General features: G+C 66.1%; 19 protein-coding genes and 1 riboswitch. Of the genes, 7 read left to right on the forward strand and 12 right to left on the reverse strand.

Annotated elements, in window-relative coordinates:
• The 6 genes from ACO07K_RS21970 to ACO07K_RS21995 all read right to left on the reverse strand — a co-directional run bounded on the left by ACO07K_RS21970 (position 1) and on the right by ACO07K_RS21995 (position 4,186).
• Positions 1-435 (reverse strand): hypothetical protein, encoded by a 435-nt coding sequence (locus ACO07K_RS21970; RefSeq protein WP_422031627.1) that lies wholly within the window; start codon positions 433-435, stop codon positions 1-3.
• 24 nt (positions 436-459) lie between these two features.
• The gene (gene argE, locus ACO07K_RS21975) at positions 460-1,629 is read right to left on the reverse strand and encodes an acetylornithine deacetylase (RefSeq protein ID WP_422031629.1); all 1,170 of its coding nucleotides are present in this window, start codon (positions 1,627-1,629) and stop codon (positions 460-462) included.
• Positions 1,630-1,681: 52 nt separating this feature from the next.
• Positions 1,682-2,308 carry a GTP cyclohydrolase I FolE gene (gene folE, locus ACO07K_RS21980; RefSeq protein WP_422031631.1) on the reverse strand — a complete coding sequence of 209 codons (627 nt, stop codon included), beginning with the start codon at positions 2,306-2,308 and terminating at the stop codon, positions 1,682-1,684.
• Between the two features lie 27 nt (positions 2,309-2,335).
• The gene (apaG, locus tag ACO07K_RS21985; protein ID WP_298310133.1) at positions 2,336-2,728 is read right to left on the reverse strand and encodes a Co2+/Mg2+ efflux protein ApaG; all 393 of its coding nucleotides are present in this window, start codon (positions 2,726-2,728) and stop codon (positions 2,336-2,338) included.
• A gap of 61 nt (positions 2,729-2,789) precedes the next feature.
• Positions 2,790-3,698, reverse strand: a complete 909-nt coding sequence (locus tag ACO07K_RS21990; protein WP_422031633.1) for a cation diffusion facilitator family transporter — start codon at positions 3,696-3,698, stop codon at positions 2,790-2,792.
• Positions 3,699-3,712: 14 nt separating this feature from the next.
• Positions 3,713-4,186 (reverse strand): PaaI family thioesterase, encoded by a 474-nt coding sequence (locus tag ACO07K_RS21995; RefSeq protein ID WP_422031635.1) that lies wholly within the window; start codon positions 4,184-4,186, stop codon positions 3,713-3,715.
• Positions 4,187-4,264: 78 nt separating this feature from the next.
• Here ACO07K_RS21995 and ACO07K_RS22000 point away from each other — a divergent pair, with 78 nt between their 5' ends.
• The gene (locus ACO07K_RS22000; RefSeq protein ID WP_422031637.1) at positions 4,265-4,714 is read left to right on the forward strand and encodes a MarR family winged helix-turn-helix transcriptional regulator; all 450 of its coding nucleotides are present in this window, start codon (positions 4,265-4,267) and stop codon (positions 4,712-4,714) included.
• 339 nt (positions 4,715-5,053) lie between these two features.
• Here the strand turns inward: ACO07K_RS22000 and ACO07K_RS22005 are convergent, their stop codons facing one another.
• From ACO07K_RS22005 to ACO07K_RS22020, 4 genes are all read right to left on the reverse strand, one after another.
• Positions 5,054-5,665, reverse strand: a complete 612-nt coding sequence (locus ACO07K_RS22005) for a TenA family protein (RefSeq protein ID WP_422031639.1) — start codon at positions 5,663-5,665, stop codon at positions 5,054-5,056.
• Between the two features lie 20 nt (positions 5,666-5,685).
• A complete protein-coding gene (locus ACO07K_RS22010) occupies positions 5,686-6,897 on the reverse strand; it encodes an O-succinylhomoserine sulfhydrylase (protein ID WP_422031641.1) in 1,212 nt (403 codons plus the stop codon).
• Positions 6,898-6,971: 74 nt separating this feature from the next.
• A riboswitch (SAM riboswitch) is annotated at positions 6,972-7,048 on the reverse strand.
• 65 nt (positions 7,049-7,113) lie between these two features.
• Positions 7,114-8,802 (reverse strand): thiamine pyrophosphate-binding protein, encoded by a 1,689-nt coding sequence (locus ACO07K_RS22015; RefSeq protein ID WP_422031643.1) that lies wholly within the window; start codon positions 8,800-8,802, stop codon positions 7,114-7,116.
• Between the two features lie 16 nt (positions 8,803-8,818).
• Positions 8,819-9,133 (reverse strand): NIPSNAP family protein, encoded by a 315-nt coding sequence (locus ACO07K_RS22020; RefSeq protein WP_422031645.1) that lies wholly within the window; start codon positions 9,131-9,133, stop codon positions 8,819-8,821.
• 289 nt (positions 9,134-9,422) lie between these two features.
• On the opposite strand from ACO07K_RS22020, the gene ACO07K_RS22025 reads away from it, so the two are divergent.
• Together ACO07K_RS22025 and ACO07K_RS22030 are read left to right on the forward strand one after the other, a co-directional pair.
• Complete coding sequence (locus ACO07K_RS22025) at positions 9,423-10,169, forward strand: RNA recognition motif domain-containing protein (protein ID WP_422031647.1); 747 nt, start codon at positions 9,423-9,425, stop codon at positions 10,167-10,169.
• 132 nt (positions 10,170-10,301) lie between these two features.
• Positions 10,302-11,027, forward strand: coding sequence for a DUF1194 domain-containing protein (locus ACO07K_RS22030; protein ID WP_422031649.1), 726 nt, complete (start codon positions 10,302-10,304; stop codon positions 11,025-11,027).
• On the opposite strand, the gene ACO07K_RS22035 is transcribed toward ACO07K_RS22030, so the two are convergent.
• On the reverse strand, positions 11,002-12,363 hold the full coding sequence (locus tag ACO07K_RS22035; protein ID WP_422031651.1) for a hypothetical protein: 1,362 nt from the start codon (positions 12,361-12,363) through the stop codon (positions 11,002-11,004). The genes ACO07K_RS22030 and ACO07K_RS22035 overlap by 26 nt on opposite strands.
• A gap of 97 nt (positions 12,364-12,460) precedes the next feature.
• Between ACO07K_RS22035 and ACO07K_RS22040 the strand changes: the two genes are divergently transcribed.
• The 4 genes from ACO07K_RS22040 to ACO07K_RS22055 are packed head-to-tail and all read left to right on the forward strand — an operon-like array spanning position 12,461 to position 15,038.
• Complete coding sequence (locus tag ACO07K_RS22040; RefSeq protein WP_422031653.1) at positions 12,461-13,216, forward strand: aldolase; 756 nt, start codon at positions 12,461-12,463, stop codon at positions 13,214-13,216.
• Positions 13,217-13,228: 12 nt separating this feature from the next.
• On the forward strand, positions 13,229-13,819 hold the full coding sequence (locus tag ACO07K_RS22045) for a hypothetical protein (RefSeq protein ID WP_422031655.1): 591 nt from the start codon (positions 13,229-13,231) through the stop codon (positions 13,817-13,819).
• Positions 13,820-13,850: 31 nt separating this feature from the next.
• Complete coding sequence (locus ACO07K_RS22050) at positions 13,851-14,399, forward strand: carboxymuconolactone decarboxylase family protein (RefSeq protein ID WP_422031657.1); 549 nt, start codon at positions 13,851-13,853, stop codon at positions 14,397-14,399.
• 6 nt (positions 14,400-14,405) lie between these two features.
• Positions 14,406-15,038 (forward strand): LysE family translocator, encoded by a 633-nt coding sequence (locus ACO07K_RS22055; RefSeq protein WP_422031659.1) that lies wholly within the window; start codon positions 14,406-14,408, stop codon positions 15,036-15,038.
• Here the strand turns inward: ACO07K_RS22055 and ACO07K_RS22060 are convergent, their stop codons facing one another.
• Positions 15,039-15,815 (reverse strand): cyclase family protein, encoded by a 777-nt coding sequence (locus ACO07K_RS22060; protein WP_422031661.1) that lies wholly within the window; start codon positions 15,813-15,815, stop codon positions 15,039-15,041. It abuts the gene before it with no gap.
• Positions 15,816-15,821 lie beyond the last annotated feature (6 nt).

A 15,821-nucleotide genomic window follows, 5' to 3' on the forward strand; every position in this document is an offset into this window, starting at 1 on the left:
TCACCTGTTGGCGAACGAGGCGTAGGTTCTGACGGAAATCTGATGTCGTGGCCTCAGATAGGGATACCTGATCGCGACCATCCGCTTCACGACATCGTCCTCATCGAGAAGCCGCCCGCATTTCACGTCGTCATCCCATCTGACGACCGTCCACGTGATCTCGTGGCACTTCGCCTTTAGCGCCGGATACTTCGAGGGATCGACATCGGGAATTGCTTCCGGCCAGCGCTCCTCTAGGGGAACAGACGCTCGGGGGCCCAACTGGCTGTATTCTTCGAAGGCCCGATCGAATTGCTCCGAAGACACGATCGAAAGCTCGTCCGGAGTCAGCCTGTCGGGATCGTCAACAATGCGCCGCGCCTGCTGCGTCGAAGGTCCTGCCCACGGGCCGGTAAGACTTTCCGCCTTCTCCCAGGAACCAGGAACCTTCGCCATCGGCCCTCTCTCAGGCTTGCAAGCCTAGTCCCGGCAGGACCATTCCAGCATGCGCTTCATGAAGGCCTCGCCGGCGTCGATCTGCGAGGCCAGGATGAACTCGTTGGGCTGGTGCGCCTGGGCGATGTCGCCGGGGCCGCAGACCACCGTCGGCACGCCCAGCACCTTGCGGAAGATGCCGGCCTCGGTGGCGTAGACGACCGCGCCGACCGTGTTGGAGCCGGACCAGCTGCCCGCCAGGGTCTTGGCGTCGTCATTGCCTTCCGGAGAGAAGGCGGGGGTCGAGGCGCGCAGCTCGGTGTCGATGCCGGCCGCCGGATGCTTGGCCTTCATCTTGGGCAGCAGCTCTTCCTTCAGCCACTTCTTGGCGCGCTCGCCCAGCTCCTCGATCGGCCGGGTCGGCAGCTCGCGATAGCCCCACAGGACCTCGCACTCGCGTGCCAGGATGTTGCCCGCGGTGCCGCCGATGATGGTGCCGACGTTGAAGGTCGCGGCGGCCGGCATGAACTCGCTGTCCTTGGGCGCGGCGGCCTCGAGCTCCTCCTGCACCGTGTTGAGGTAGTGGATGAACTCGCCGGCGAAATGGATCGCGCTGACGCCGAGATGGGTCATCGAGGAATGCGCCTCGAAGCCGGTGAACTTGGTGACGTAGCTCTGGCTGCCCTTGTGGGCGTGCACCACGGTCATCATGGTCGGCTCACCGATGATGATGACCCGGGGCTTCGGCACCTCGGTCGCCATGCGGGCCGCCAGCGAATGCGCGCCGAAGCAGCCGATCTCCTCGTCGTAGGAGAGCGCGAAATGGATGGGCTTCTTGAGGGGGGCCTTCAGGAACTCCGGCAGCATGGCGAGGCCGATCGCGTAGAAGGCCTTCATGTCGCAGGTGCCGCGGCCGTAATACTTGCCGTCCTTCAGCGTGAGCGTCCACGGGTCGGTGACCCAGGGCTGGCCGTCGACCGGCACGACGTCGGTATGGCCCGACAGGACGACGCCGCCCGGCACGTTGGGACCGACGGTGGCGAAGAGATTGGCCTTCGAGCCGTCCTCGTTGGGCACCAGCTTCGACTCGACGCCATGGCCCTTGAGATAGGCCTGAACGTACTCGATCAAGGCGAGGTTGGAATTGCGCGAGGTTGTATCGAACGCCACGAGCCTGCGCAGCATTTCGATGGAATTGACGGTCTCTCCGGCCATGATGTCCCTTGTTCACTCTATTCCGACCTCACCCTGAACGGTGAGGCAGACGCTAAATCGACGAGCGGCCGATCATGCTCAGGAATTCGCGCCGTGTCTCGCCATTGTCGCGGAAGGCCCCCAGCATTCGGCTGGTCACCATGGTCACGTCCGACTTGTGGACGCCGCGCGTGGTCATGCACTGGTGCGCCGCCTCGATGACGACGGCGACACCGCGCGGCTGGAGGACCTCCTGCAGCGTGTTGGCGATCTGCGCCGTCAGCTTCTCCTGGATCTGCAGGCGATGGGCATAGGCATCGACCACACGGGCGAGCTTGCTGATGCCGACCACCCGCTTGTCCGGCAGGTAGCCGACATGGACCTTGCCGATGATCGGCACCATGTGATGCTCGCAATGCGATTCCAGCCGGATGTCGCGCAGCGCCACGACCTCGTCGTAGCCCTCGACCTCCTCGAAAGTCCGCTGCAGCATGTCGCGCGGATCCTGGTCGTAGCCCGCGAAGAACTCCTCGTAGGAGCGGACCACGCGGTCCGGTGTGCCGGCCAGGCCCTCGCGCACGGGATCGTCGCCGGCCCAGCGGATCAGCGTGCGGACGGCCGCCTCGGCCTCCTCGCGCGAGGGCCGGGACTGGCCAGTGGCGAGCGAAACGACCTCGCGCGGCTTCGCCATCTTGTTCATCGTCTTACTCCCCTTGATCCGGGCAGCCTAGTTGAGGCTGCGCTGCGCCGTCGGCGTGTCGAGCGAAAAGGTCGGAATCTCGATGTCGAACTTCACGCCCGCCTCGTCCACCATCTGATACGTGCCGCTCATGATGCCGGATGGCGTGGAAAGTGGCGTCCCGGAAGTGTACTCGAAGACCTCGCCCGGGCGCAGCAACGGCGTCTTGCCGACGACACCGGGCCCCTTGACCTCCTGAAGGCGGCCGAGCCCGTCGGTGATCTTCCAGTGCCGGCTGCGCAACTGCACCGCGACATCGCCCCTGTTCTCGATGCGCACCGTATAGGCCCACACGAATTGTGACTTCTCGGGCTCCGACTGGTCGGGCAGATATTGCGGCTCGACCGTCACCTGAACGGAACGGGTTGTGGATTTGTACATGCGCGGGCGAATTCCTTCCGGCCTCTGACATGGGAGTTTCCGGCCGAAAGGTCAAACCCGTCTACAGCCACCTTGGATCGGCGGTGAAGTCGATCGTGAGCCAGCGATTCGGTCCTTCACCGCCGATCGCCTCGGCAATCTCGCGCCGAATCGCATCGGCCTTTCCCACACTGTCAATCGGGGATTGCGGCGGGACGGCGATGTGGATCTCGATGAACTGGGCGCGTCCCACCTTGGCGACGTAGGAGGTGTAGGTCTTGAAGCCATGGCGCGCGACCATCTCGTCCATGACCTGGCGGACACGCGCGTCGAGGTCGGGCGGCGTGATCAGCAGGATTTCCTGCAGCGCCTTGCGCACGGTGGCGATCGGCACGAAGACGAGGCCCAACGTCAGGAGGGCCAGCACTGCCGGGTCGGCGTACGGCGCCAGCTCCTCGTAAGCCGTGCCCTTCAGCGAGGACGCGATCGCGAAGGCCAAGAGCAGGGCCGAGGTGATGGCGCCGCTCATCAGCCAGCTCTGCGTATCGAGCCGCACGAAATCGGAACCGATCCGGCGATTGAGGTGGCGTTCATAGAAGAACATGCCGAAGCATGCGACACAGACCAGGACGGCATAGGCCATGGCCCAGTCGAAATCGAGATGCCGGCCGCCGGCCAGCAGGCTGTCGATGGCATTCAGGAAGGCATAGAAGCAGAGCAGCATCAGCGTGCCGCCATTGAAGGCCAGCACCATCGGCTCGATGTGCCAGTAGCCGAACTGGAAGCGGCGGTTCTCGGCGACGCGGGTGACGAGGCGCGACACGAACAGCGCCAGGCCGGACATCGCCGCATCGATCGCCGAAAACACCCCGTCGAACAGGATCGACATCGACCCCGAGAGCAGGCCGAACAGAACGCCGAAGGCCGACACCACGACGGTGACGGCGATCGAGAGTTTCAGGAGTCTTTGTTCGGCGGCGGCATTCTGCATGTCGCCAGACTAGGCTAAATCGGAAAGATCAGGCAGGTGGTGGTGCCGTGGGCGAGCAGCTTGCCGGAGGCGTCGGTCAGACGGCCCTCCGAGGTGGCGATGCGCGACCCGACATTGATGACCTTGCCCTCGGCGCGGACCGGCCCGGTCTTGTCGGTCATGGCACGCACGTAGTTCACCTTGATCTCGACGGTCGTGTAGCCGCTGCCGGCCTTCAGCATCGTGTGGATGCAGCAGCCCATCACCGAGTCGAGCAGGGTTGCGGCGATGCCGCCATGGACCGTGCCCAGCGGGTTGTAATGGTCGAAGACCGGCGTGTAGCCGAACAGCACGCGCCCGGCTTCGACTTCCAGCAGGTTGAAACCCAGCGTCCGGGAGATCGGCGGCGCCGGATAGCGTCCCTCCAGCAGGCCCTTGAACAGGTCCAGCCCGTCCAGGGTGCGCGCCTGCTCGATCGGCACCACGCCATAACCCGCCTCTGCAGCCATGCCCGTCTCCGTCGCGATTTATGTGCATATACACATTGAGGCTTTGCCGGCGCAAGAAGCGGCGATAGTCTTCGCCCCATGACAGCCGTTTCTCCTCCGGTCCGCCTGTCGCCCGCCGAGTGCACCTGCTTTCGCGTGCGCAGCGCGGCGCGGCGGGTGACCCAGATCTACAGCCGGCACCTGGCGCCCACCGGCCTGCGCATCTCGCAGTTCTCGCTGCTGGGCTACGTGATCGCGCGCGGCCCGCTCAGCATCACCGAACTGTCCGAGCTTCTGGCGACGGATCGCACCACCCTGACGCGCAACCTGCGTCCGCTGCTGGCCTCCGGTGTGATCGAACGGGCGGCCGCGGGCGACAAGCGCCGGCACGATCTGGTCGCGACGCCGGCCGGCCGCGCCCTGTTCAAGCGCGCGCTGCCGCTATGGGCCGAGGCCGAGCAGGAGGTGCGGACCGCGATGGGCACGAAGCTGACCGCCGACCTGCACGGCGCCCTCGATCGCTCGATGGAGAAACTGGCGCCGCTCTGACAGGGCGCCGGAAGAGCCGAGTCTTGGTAAATAAACGAAACAATCGAAATAAACGAAACAATCGAAGCGAGAGTCGCACCCCTGAAGCAGGTATCCTGGTACCGCGGATGCTTCCCGGCGGGACCTGCCGAGCCCTTGCCAACGCCCGCTAGAGCTTTTGTGGGCGAGATCGAATCGAGCCGAGCATTCCAACACCGACCTCACCCTGAGGAGCATCGCGCAGCGATGCGTCTCGAAGGGTGGGAACGCGCACCTTGCCTGTTGCCCATCCTTCGAGACGCCGCGCAAGGCGCGGTTCCTCAGGATGAGGTAGGTGGGTCAATGTAAAATGGAAAAAATCTAGACGTGGGCGGCGAAGAAACCGAGTTCGAGTTCCATGGCGCGGCGGTAGTGGGCGCGCACGGCTTCGGTGTCTTGCGCATGCAGATCGAGCAGGGCTTCGAGCTGGGCGGCCAGCGCCTCGAAACCCGGATCGGCATAGGTCTTCACCCATTCCGAATAGAGCTTGGCCACGCTGTTTGCCGCCAGCGAACGGCCGAGGAAGGCGTAGAGCCGCATGCACGGCGTCATCGCCGCGATCGTCTCGCCGAGATTGCCGCGCCGCGCCGTCTCGAGCAGAAAGTCGACATAGGCGCGCGTGGCCTCGATGGGCGCGACGCCGTCGAGATCGACCCGCCAGCGTTCGGCATAACCTTTATGGAGCTTGAGCTCCTGCAGGACGCCGGCGATCAGGCCGGCGAACCCGTACAGATCCTCGCGCGAGCGCGAGTTGGCGAGGCAGAAGGCGTAGGCCCGCGCGAAGGCCTCCAGGAAATAAGCGTCCTGCGCGACATAGCCCTTGAAGCATTCGATCGGCAGCGAGCCGTCCCGCAGCCCGCGCACGAAACCGTGCGACAGGATGCGGGACGCCAGGTCGGAATTTGCCGCCCACAGGTCGGCCGACAGCGACATTCCCTGCCCCGACTGCGGCGTCAGGCGCCCAGCGCCTGCACGAGGTCGGCGACGATGTCCTCGACATCCTCGAGGCCGACCGAGAGGCGGACCGTGCCGTCGGTGATGCCGAGCTTGGCGCGCTCCTCGGCGCCGATGCGCATGTGAGTCGTGGTCGCCGGATGGGTGATCAGGCTCTTGGCATCGCCGAGATTGTTCGAGATATCGACGATCTGCAGGCGATTGAGCGCGGCGAACGCCGCCTGCTTGCCCGCCTTGACGTCGAACGTCACCACGCCGCCGAAGTCGGACATCTGCTTGGCGGCGAGCGCATGCTGCGGATGGTCGGGACGACCGGGGTAGAGCACGCGGCCGATCGCCGGATGCGCGGCCAGCGCGTCGGCGACGCGGCGGGCGTTGGCGCAATGGCGCTCGACGCGCAGGCCGAGCGTCTCAAGGCCCTTCACCAGCACCCAGGCATTGAACGGGCTGAGCGAGGGACCGGTGTTGCGGATGATCGGCTGCAGCTTGTCGATGATGAACTCCTTCGAGCCCAGCACGGCGCCGCCCAGGGTGCGGCCCTGGCCATCGATGTACTTGGTCGCGGAGTGGACCACGACGTCGGCGCCGAACTCGAGCGGCCGCTGCAGGATCGGCGTGGCGAAGGCGTTGTCGAGCACGACCTTGGCGCCGGCCTTGTGCGCGAGGTCACACACCGCCTTCACGTCGACGATGTCGAGCATCGGGTTCGAGGGTGATTCGAAGAGCACGGCCTGTGTCGGCTTGGCCAAAGCCTTTTCCCACTGGGCGAGATCGCCGCCGTCGACCAGCTCGCTCTCGATGCCGTATTTCGGCAGCAGGTCGGCCACGATGTAATGGCAGGAGCCGAAGAGCTGGCGCGCCGCGACGATGCGGTCGCCCGACTTGAGCAGCGCCAGCAGCGCGAAGAACACCGCCGACATGCCGGTCGAGGTGGCGCGACAGGCCTCGGCGCCCTCGAGCGCGGCCAGCCGGTCCTCGAACATGGTGACGGTCGGGTTGCCGAAGCGCGAATACTGGTAGTGGCTGGCCTCGCCCTTGAAGGTGGCCTCGGCCTCCTCGGCGCTCGAATAGGCATAACCCGAGGTCAGGAACAGCGCTTCGGACGTCTCGTCGAAGTTGCTGCGGATCTGCCCGCCACGCACCGCGCGGGTCTGGGTGCGCCACTTCGAAACGTCGGCTTGCGCCTTCTTCACGGGAATCGAACCGTCCATCTCACTCTCCTGTCTCGCCGCGCGCCCTTCCGGCGACGCAAACGAAAAGCCCCCGACCTGGAAGGACGGGGGCTTTGCGAGCACCTCCGACCTTTTAGCGATGTTTAACGTGGTCGCAAGCCGGTCGGCTCAAATCTCCACGGACCGCCTCTATAAGGGCGGCGACGGCCGGACGCAAGCCCGTCGCTCGGGCCTCGCGCCGGCCGCTTCGCTTGCCTAGTGCTTGTGCTTCGCCAGCGCCTGCTCGCGCAGCTTGGTCATGGTGATGCGCGAGGTGATCGCCTCGGCATCGGTCTTCACATGGATGATCGAGGGCTTGCCGGCGGCGAGGGCGCGCTCGAACGCCGCCTCGAAATCGGCCGTGCGCTCGACCGTCTCGCCATGGCCGCCGAAGGCGCGGGCATAGGCCGCGAAGTCGGGGTTCTTCAACTCGGTGCCGTGGACGCGCGTCGGATACTCACGCTCCTGATGCATGCGGATCGTGCCGTACATGCCGTTGTCGACCACGATGAACACCACGTTCGCCCCGTGCTGGACGGCGGTCGCGAACTCCTGCCCGTTCATCAGGAAGCAGCCGTCGCCGCTGAACGACACGACGGTGCGGCCGGGCGCGGCGATCTTCGCCGCCACCGCCGACGGCACGCCGTAGCCCATCGAGCCGTTGGTCGGCGCGAGCTGGGTGCGGAAGCCGCGATACTGGAAGAAGCGGTGCACGAAGCCGGCATAGTTGCCGGCGCCGTTGGTGACGATGACGTCGTCGGGCAGACGCTTGTTGAGCCAGCCCACGATCTCCGCGAGGTTGGCCGAGCCGGGCTGCGGCGTCGGCTCGATGTTCTTGAGATAGTCGGCACGCGCTTCGGCGACCCCCGCCTTCCAGGCGGAGGCATCGACCGGCTTCATCGCCTTGGCCGCGGCGGCGAACTGCGACATGCCGCTGTTGATCGGCAGGGTCGCCTGGTAGACGCGGCCCAGCTCCTCGGCGCCGGCATGCACATGCACCATCTTCTGCGCCGGCACCGGCACGTCGAACATGGCGTAGCCGCCGGTGGTGGCCTCGCCGAGACGCGGACCGATCGCGATGATGAGGTCGCTTTCCTTGATGCGCTTGCCGAGCGGCGGGTTCACGCCGAGGCCGAGATCGCCGACGAAATTGTCGTGGCGATTGTCGATCAGGTCCTGGTTGCGGAAGGAGGTCGTCACCGGCAGGTGGTTGGCCTCGACGAACGCCTTGATGTCGTCGCACGACTTGGCGTCCCAGCCGCCGCCGCCCAGGATGACCAGCGGCTGCTTCGCCGCGGCCAGCAGTTCGCGGAATGTCGCCATGTCTTCCGGCGCGGGCGCGCCGCGCGCGACCTTGTAGGGACCGGTGTCGGCGACTTCGACCTCGTCGACCAGCATGTCTTCGGGCAGCGCGATGACGACCGGCCCGGGCCGGCCGTTCATGGCGCGATGGAAAGCCTGGCTCACGATCTCGGGGATGCGGCGGGCATCCTCGATCTGGGTCACCCACTTGGCCATCTGGCCGTACATCCGGCGATAGTCGATTTCCTGGAACGCTTCGCGCTCCGACTGCTCGCGGGCGACCTGTCCGACCAGCAGAATCATGGGCGTCGAATCCTGGAAGCCGGTATGCATTCCGACGCTGGCATTGGTGGCCCCGGGCCCGCGCGTGACGAAACAGACGCCGGGCTTGCCGGTCAGCTTGCCGTAGGCTTCGGCCATGTAGGAGGCGCCGCCTTCCTGGCGGCAGATGACATAGCGAATGGAATTGCGCTGGGCGTAGAGAGCGTCGAGCGCGGCCAGATAGCTCTCGCCGGGCACGCCGAAGATCGTATCGGTGCCGTGGATGCGGAGCTGGTCGATCAGAACCTGCGCGCCGCTGCGGCGCGGGTATGCGGTAGCCATTTTGGAGATCTTTCCCTTACTTCGTGGGTGAAAAGCTGGTGGGCACCAATATCTTGTTGTTCATCGTCTTCATGAATTCTCGGCTCTTCTGCAAATAAGCCTGCCAGGCGGGATCCGCAGCCATCGCAGCGCGACGCTTCGTGCGATCGGCAAGGTCGGTGTAACCCCACATGTGAACGATCTCGTTCACGTTGCCGACCTCCGTCGTGTAGTAGCCGACGAGATTGCCGAGATGCTTGAGCTGGACGGGCAGGCCTTCCTTTTCATAGAGCGCGAGAAAGTCGCGCAGGCGGCCGGGCTGCAGCTCGTAGGTTCGATTGTCGACGATCACTTTCAAATCCCTCCCGAAATCCTGTCGATTGTGTGCCTTGCTTCCTTGTGCCTCAACTCTGCGACGCGGTGGACTCAAAGCTTGAATAGGCGCATAAGTGCTGCATTGCGACACTCGCCGACGAGCATCATCATGAGTCTCGGCACACAGTCGCGGAGCGCGATACCGGTCAACGTCTTCCCGTGAGCTACTTGGTCATCTGTCAAAGGTCATCGAAACGCTTGGACGCATCCGTCCAGCAAGCGCGCGCCGGACTCCGCTCGATCCTTCCTCTAGCCCAGAGCCTTGAATGAGTCGCAAATTGTTTGTGGGCAACCTGCCCTATTCGGTCACGTCTGAGCGTCTGTCTGAAGCCTTCTCTCAGTTCGGCACCGTTACATCCTCGAAAGTGATCGTGGATCGCGAGACCGGCCGCAGCCGCGGCTTTGCGTTCCTCGAGATGGAAACCGATGACCAAGGCGCTTCGGCCATGCAGGCCATGAACGGCGCGTTGCTGGATGGCCGCTCGATCGCGGTCCGTGAAGCCGTCGAACGTCAGCCCGGTGGCGGCGGCGGCGGCGGTGGTGGATATGGCGGCGGTGGCGGTGGCGGCGGTCGTGACGGCGGCGGCTTCCGTCCGCGCGGCCCGCGCCCGCCCTATGGCGGTGGCGGTGGTGGCGGCGGCTACGGCGGTGGCGGTGGCGGCGGCGGCTACGGTGGTGGCGGCGGCCGTGACGGCGGCGGCGGCGGCGGTTATCGCGGCGGTGGCGGTGGCGGCTACGGTGGTGGCGGTCCCGGCGGCGCCAGTGGCGGCGGCTATGGTGGCGGCGGTCGTGAGGGTGGCGGCGGCGGTGGTTACCGTGGCGCAGGCCCCGGTGGCGATGGTGGTCCGATGCGGGATCGCCGTGCCGATTTCTCCAGCGCTCCTCCTGCTCCTCCGGCCGAAGGCGGCGATTTCGGCAAGCCGGCCCGTCGTTTCGGCGGCGGCGCTCCGGACAAGCCGCGCCGCGAGCGCGACTACGAACCGCGCAAGCGCGGCTTCGACGACGATCAATAGGCCTTTGGCAATAGGCCATCCTGGCAATAGGCCGTCCTGACGGCCGACCGGAACGCCGGAGGATTTCCTCCGGCGTTTTTGTTTGCGCCGGCGGTTGCGGTGCTATGCTTCGCTGCTTCGACGGAGGTGGGCATGAGGCGACGGTCGGCGCTCGTAGGCTCCATGGCAGCGCTGGCGACGGCGACGTCGGCTCGCGCTCAGACACCGGTCGATCTGCAGCTCGTGCTGGCCGTCGACGTCTCGCGATCGATCGACGAGGTCGAGGCCGAACTCCAGCGGCGCGGCTATATCGAGGCGCTGACCAACGACCGGGTGGTCGACGCCATCCTGTCGGGCGAAAACCGGCGGATCGCCATCTGCTACACGGAATGGGCGGGCGCCCACTTCCAGACCGTCGTGATCGACTGGACGGTGATCGACAGTCCGGGCGCCGCCCGACTCTTTGCCGACAAGCTCGCCGAGGCGCCGCGGACCTCGCAGAGCTGGACCGCCGTCGGAGCGGCCCTCGCCCATGCCGGCCAGCGCTTCGAGAATTCGCCTTTTGCCGCGAAGCGGCGCGTCATCGACGTTTCGGGTGACGGCCGCACCAACGACGGGCCGCCGGCCGAGATCGTGCGCGACAAGCTGGTGTCGCAGGGCATCGTGGTCAACGGACTGCCGGTCATGATGAACCGCAGCAATTTCGGCCGCCCGCCCGACCTCACGCTCGACAAGTATTACGAGGAGAGCGTCATCGGCGGACCGGGCTCGTTCCTGGTCGTGGCCGACAATTTCGATCATTTCGGCCGCGCCGTGCGCACCAAACTGGTGCGCGAAATCTCCGACACGACCCCTAGGTCTCGTTCATCACCTGCCTGAGCCTCCGGAAGGCGGCACCGTCGCGCGTGAGTTGGACCGGCATGCCGAGATGGCCGAGCCAGTACTGGAACACGTTCGCCTCGGGCAACCGCCAGCGTCGCGCAAGTGCGAGACCGTCATCGTAAGGCACCCAGCGATCGGTCTCCCCGAGCACCGATACGATACGCGACGGCGGCAGCGCCGGGCTTTCCGCCGGATCGATCGCGCGCGACAGGCGCGCCAGGCTCTCGCGCGACCAGCCCGCGGCGATCAAGGCGCGGTCGAGGCCCAGCATCTCGGCGAGCGCGCCGCCGAACGTGACGTCCTCGACCCGCCCCGAATGGCTGATCAGCATCGCTGCGTCGGGCCTCGCCTCGGGCGGCCAGAGATGGCAATGGCTGGCGGCCACCTGGGCAACGAAAGACGTCATCGATACGCCGGCCAGCGCCACCTTGCCGCCGAACTGCGCGCGCGCCCACGCGATCACCAGAGCCGACTCGATCGCCTGGCCGAGAATCAGATCCATCGAACTGGTCGGGCCAGCCGCGAAGAACGGCTCGCCGCCGTAGAAGCCCGGCATCGCCCGCAGGCCGTGATAGGGCGAGACGGGCTCGATGACCCTCCACCCCGTTGTCGCGAGTTGGGCACCCGGACCTCTGTCCATCGACATCAACTCGGTCTCGACGCAGAGGCCGTTTCCGAAAACCAGAGTGTCGATCGTCCCATCGACCGGTTCGACGACACGGGCATAAAGAGTTTCACTGCCCGGGCGTTGTCGCAGTCGCGCCGCTGGGGTCGCCGCCCGCAGCCAATATTCGCGAAGGCCGTCCTTCACGAAACTCCGCGATGTCTCGACGCGCTCGGGGGCGAGTGGCGCCACATAGAGAGCCGAAGGATGCTCCAGCACATGCCCGAGATCACGCTCGACCTGTTCGGGCGCGTCGATGCACCAGCGTGCGAGCGACGGCCGGCTGGGAAACAGCAGCGGATAGAAGAACGCACGGCTCGCCAGGTGGGCGGTCGCAGCGGCGCGCCTTGCGCGGTCCAGCCGTTCAGGATCCCCCCCGGCCGCCGGATCGAAGGAATCGGCCTCCCAGGCCGTCCGGATCTCATCCGCGCGGGCCTGCGTCCGTCCATGACGCGCCAGCAGGCGCCGAAGGCGGGCCTCAGACCAGAAGCGCGGCAGGGCAATGCCGCTCTCTTTGCGAAATCGCGCGACATCCAGCCCGGCGAGATTGGCCGCCGCCCACAGTCGCGAGAGCGGCAGATACCAGCGCCGCAGGCCGTACAGCCCGACCGGGTCGACCCACGGTCGCGCCAGCAGGGCTCCGACCGGCGAGTCGAACAGAACATTCATCGAGACGGCTCCTGACGTCGGCGATTTTACTTGGCCGCACCATAGGCTTGGCCGCATCATCGCCCGCCGCGGAGCCTTTCTTCAACGGAGCCTTTGGATGCTGGCCAACGACCCGATCACCCAGGCGCGGATCGACCTGACGACGGCGCTGCGGGCGGCCGCGCGGCATGGGCTGAACGAGGGCGTCTGCAACCATTTCAGCATGGCGGTGCCCGGTCGCGAGGATCTCTTCCTGGTCAACCCCCAGGGCCTGCACTGGTCGGAAATCACACCGTCCGACATCGTCATGGCCGACGGCGACGGCAACATCATCGAGGGCAAGTATCCGGTCGAGCCGACCGCCTTCTACATCCATGCCCGGATCCACGCCGGCAACCCGCGCGCCAAGGTCGTGCTGCACACCCATATGCCCTACGCCACGGCGCTGACATCGATCCGCGACGGCCGTATCGAGATGTGCACCCAGAACGCCTTTCGCTACTGGGGCCGCATCGCCTACGACGAGGCCTATGGCGGCGTCGCGCTGTCCAACGACGAGGGCGAGCGCATGTGCCGGGCCATGGGCGACAAGGACATCCTGTTCCTGCGAAACCACGGCATCATCGTCTCGGGCCCGACCGTTGCCCAAGCCTACGATGATCTCTATTACCTCGAACGTGCGGCGATGGTGCAGGTACTGGCCATGCAGACGGGGCGGGAACTGCACAATATCGACGAGGCGATGGCCGAGCATACGGCCAGACAGATCGCGGGCGAGGCACAGCAGGCCTTCCTGCATTTCGAATCGCTGAAGCGCATGCTCGACCGGGACGAAGCCGGCTGGAGCAGGCTGACGGCGATCGAGGGACGTTGAGGGGAAAGACGAATGCGTATCGCCGCCACCTTTGTCGCGCTCTCGGCGCTCTGCTTCGCCGCACCGGCCTCCGCCCAGGGATATGGCCTGGGCAGCGGTCCGAAGCTGGGCGAGATCGAGATCAAGGCGTACCAGAAGATCCCCAAGGTCAAGATCGCCGTCCAGCTCACCTCCGACACCCACCTCGCACGCGAGCTGCGCCGCCAGGTGATGGTCCGCCTGACCCAGCGCGGCAACCAGGTCGGCTTCAGCGGCGGCAGCATCATGCGCATGGACGTGAGCTATTTCGACCTGTCCGGCGGCATGGATCGCGAGATGCCGATGATGCAGAGCCAGGACTACGAGACCGGCGCCAATCCGCGTCTCGCGCTGCCCGCCAATCCGATCGGCCGGCGCGACACGGTTCCGTCCGCGCCCTCGGGCTCGACCCTGCGCGTGTCGCTCACGCTCTACGATTCGGCCAGCGGCAAGGTACTGTGGACGGCCACCGGATCCTGCAGCGTGCGCTCGAGTGCGGCGATGGACGCCGGCCTGTCGATCGTGAACCACATGTTCGACGCCGCCGATGCCAACCGCGTCGCCGACGCCGGCTGCCCGCTCTAAACTTTCGAAAACACAGAACAGAGGAAACGCAATGCCGCGTCTGGCGCCGCTCGACCTGAACAAGCTCGACCCCGAACAGAAGAAGGTCGCCGACGCGATCCTGTCGGGACCCCGTGGCGGCCTGCGCGGCCCCTTCGAGCCGTGGCTGCGCAGCCCCGTGCTGGCCGACCGCGCCCAGAAGCTCGGCGAATACTGCCGCTTCGACAACTCGCTGCCGCGCGACCTGTCCGAACTGGCGATCTGCCTGGTCGGCCGGCACTTCAAGGCGCAGTTCGAATTCTACGCGCATGCGCGCCTCGCCAGGGAAGCCGGCCTCGCGGAAGACATCATCGAAGCCGTCCGCCTGCGGGCCACGCCGCCCTTCAAGCGCGACGTCGAGAAGGTGGTCTACGATTTCGTCACCGAATATCTCGAGACCAACCGCGTCGCGCCGGCCAACTACAAGCGCGCCATCGATGCGTTCGGCGAGAAGGGTGTCGTCGATCTCGTGGGCGTCTGCGGCTACTACATGCTCGTGTCGATGACCCTCAACGTCTTCGAGATGCCGCTGCCGCCGGGCGAGCCCGACCCGCTGCCGTAGGCGGCGATGGATCTCGCCACGCTCGCTCTCTTCACCGTCGCGGCCCTGGCGATCGCAATCTCGCCCGGGCCGGGCATATTCTATGTGGCGGCGCGCACGCTGGCCGGCGGGCGGGGCGAAGGCCTCGCCTCCAGCTTCGGCACGGGCCTGGGCGGGCTGGTCCATGTGGCGGCCGGCGCCATCGGTGTTTCGGCGCTGGTGATGGCAAGTGCCGAAGCCTTCACGATCCTGAAGCTCGCAGGCGCGCTCTATCTCGTGTGGATCGGGATCAAGGCGATTCGCGAAGCGCGTCAGCCCTTCGAGGCCAAGGCGGAGACGATGGGCGCGAGCAGGGCGTTTCGTGAGGGCATCGTCGTCGAGGCACTCAATCCGAAGACCGCCGCCTTCTTCCTGGCCTTCCTCCCGCAATTCGTGGTTCCTGCGGCAGGTCCGGTATGGCTCCAGTTCCTGCTACTGGGCCTGATTTCGGTAGCCCTCAACACCGCCGTCGACGTCGTCGTCACGATGCTGGCGTCGCGGGCTCGTTCGATCGCGTTCGGGCGACCGACGGTACTGCGCCGCCTGCGCATGGCCGCGGGCGGCCTCATCGCAGCTCTCGGCCTGGCGCTCCTCTTCGCTCGCCGGCCGGCTACTCTCTAGTCACTCTTCGAAGATCGCGACCGCGCGGGTCCAGCCGGCGGAGGCGCCGCGGATCTTGTGCGGGAAGCAGGCGATGGTGAAGCCGTCGCCCGGTAGCGCTTCGAGATTGTGCAGCTTCTCGAGGTGGCAGTAGCCGATGTCGCGGCCGGCCTTGTGGCCTTCCCAGATGATCGACGGGTCGTGGTCCTTCGCCCATTTCTGGGCGGTGAAATAGAACGGCGCGTCCCAGCTCCAGGCGTCGGTGCCGGTCAGCCGCACGCCCTTCTCCAGCAGGTAGATCGTGGCGTCGTAGCCCATGCCGCAGCCGGAGTTGACGTAGTCGCTGTTGCCATAGCGTGAGCCCGCCCGCGTGTTCACGACCACGATCTCCAGCGGCTTCAGCTCATGGCCGATCCGCTTCAGCTCCTGCTCGACCTCGGCGGCCGTGATGACGTGTCCATCCGGCTTGTCGCGAAAGTCGAGCTTCACGCCAGGCTGGAAGCACCATTCGAGCGGCACCTCGTCGATGGTGATGGCGCGCTCGCCCTTGTTCATCGTCGGGTGGAAGTGATAGGGCGCGTCAAGATGCGTGCCGTTGTGGGTCGAGAGATTGACGTTCTCGACCGCCCAGCCCGCGCCGTCCGGCAGGTCTTCCTTCTCGAGGCCGGGAAAGAAGCCGGCGATCTGGCCGGCCGTGTCGGCATGCTTGTGATACTGGATCTTCGGGCCAAACGGCGGCGGGTCGGAGATCACGTCGTTCTCCAGATAGATCGAAAGATCGACGAAGCGACGGGGCATTGGGCG

This window comes from Reyranella sp., from assembly GCF_965228225.1.
In the GTDB taxonomy this organism is placed as follows: Bacteria; Pseudomonadota; Alphaproteobacteria; order Reyranellales; family Reyranellaceae; genus Reyranella.

Excerpts from the sequence above, each read along its gene's own strand:
- ACO07K_RS22050 (WP_422031657.1), top strand. The coding sequence starts at position 13,851 with ATGCCGCGTCTGGCGCCGCTCGACCTGAACAAGCTCGACCCCGAACAG.
- ACO07K_RS22060 (WP_422031661.1), bottom strand. The coding sequence starts at position 15,815 with ATGCCCCGTCGCTTCGTCGATCTTTCGATCTATCTGGAGAACGACGTG.
- ACO07K_RS22015 (WP_422031643.1), bottom strand. The coding sequence starts at position 8,802 with ATGGCTACCGCATACCCGCGCCGCAGCGGCGCGCAGGTTCTGATCGAC.
- ACO07K_RS22045 (WP_422031655.1), top strand. The coding sequence starts at position 13,229 with ATGCGTATCGCCGCCACCTTTGTCGCGCTCTCGGCGCTCTGCTTCGCC.
- folE (WP_422031631.1), bottom strand. The coding sequence starts at position 2,308 with ATGAACAAGATGGCGAAGCCGCGCGAGGTCGTTTCGCTCGCCACTGGC.
- ACO07K_RS22030 (WP_422031649.1), top strand. The coding sequence starts at position 10,302 with ATGAGGCGACGGTCGGCGCTCGTAGGCTCCATGGCAGCGCTGGCGACG.
- ACO07K_RS22005 (WP_422031639.1), bottom strand. The coding sequence starts at position 5,665 with ATGTCGCTGTCGGCCGACCTGTGGGCGGCAAATTCCGACCTGGCGTCC.
- ACO07K_RS21970 (WP_422031627.1), bottom strand. The coding sequence starts at position 435 with ATGGCGAAGGTTCCTGGTTCCTGGGAGAAGGCGGAAAGTCTTACCGGC.
- ACO07K_RS22035 (WP_422031651.1), bottom strand. The coding sequence starts at position 12,363 with ATGAATGTTCTGTTCGACTCGCCGGTCGGAGCCCTGCTGGCGCGACCG.
- ACO07K_RS22055 (WP_422031659.1), top strand. The coding sequence starts at position 14,406 with ATGGATCTCGCCACGCTCGCTCTCTTCACCGTCGCGGCCCTGGCGATC.
- ACO07K_RS22025 (WP_422031647.1), top strand. The coding sequence starts at position 9,423 with ATGAGTCGCAAATTGTTTGTGGGCAACCTGCCCTATTCGGTCACGTCT.
- argE (WP_422031629.1), bottom strand. The coding sequence starts at position 1,629 with ATGGCCGGAGAGACCGTCAATTCCATCGAAATGCTGCGCAGGCTCGTG.
- ACO07K_RS22040 (WP_422031653.1), top strand. The coding sequence starts at position 12,461 with ATGCTGGCCAACGACCCGATCACCCAGGCGCGGATCGACCTGACGACG.
- ACO07K_RS22010 (WP_422031641.1), bottom strand. The coding sequence starts at position 6,897 with ATGGACGGTTCGATTCCCGTGAAGAAGGCGCAAGCCGACGTTTCGAAG.
- apaG (WP_298310133.1), bottom strand. The coding sequence starts at position 2,728 with ATGTACAAATCCACAACCCGTTCCGTTCAGGTGACGGTCGAGCCGCAA.
- ACO07K_RS21990 (WP_422031633.1), bottom strand. The coding sequence starts at position 3,698 with ATGCAGAATGCCGCCGCCGAACAAAGACTCCTGAAACTCTCGATCGCC.
- ACO07K_RS22000 (WP_422031637.1), top strand. The coding sequence starts at position 4,265 with ATGACAGCCGTTTCTCCTCCGGTCCGCCTGTCGCCCGCCGAGTGCACC.
- ACO07K_RS21995 (WP_422031635.1), bottom strand. The coding sequence starts at position 4,186 with ATGGCTGCAGAGGCGGGTTATGGCGTGGTGCCGATCGAGCAGGCGCGC.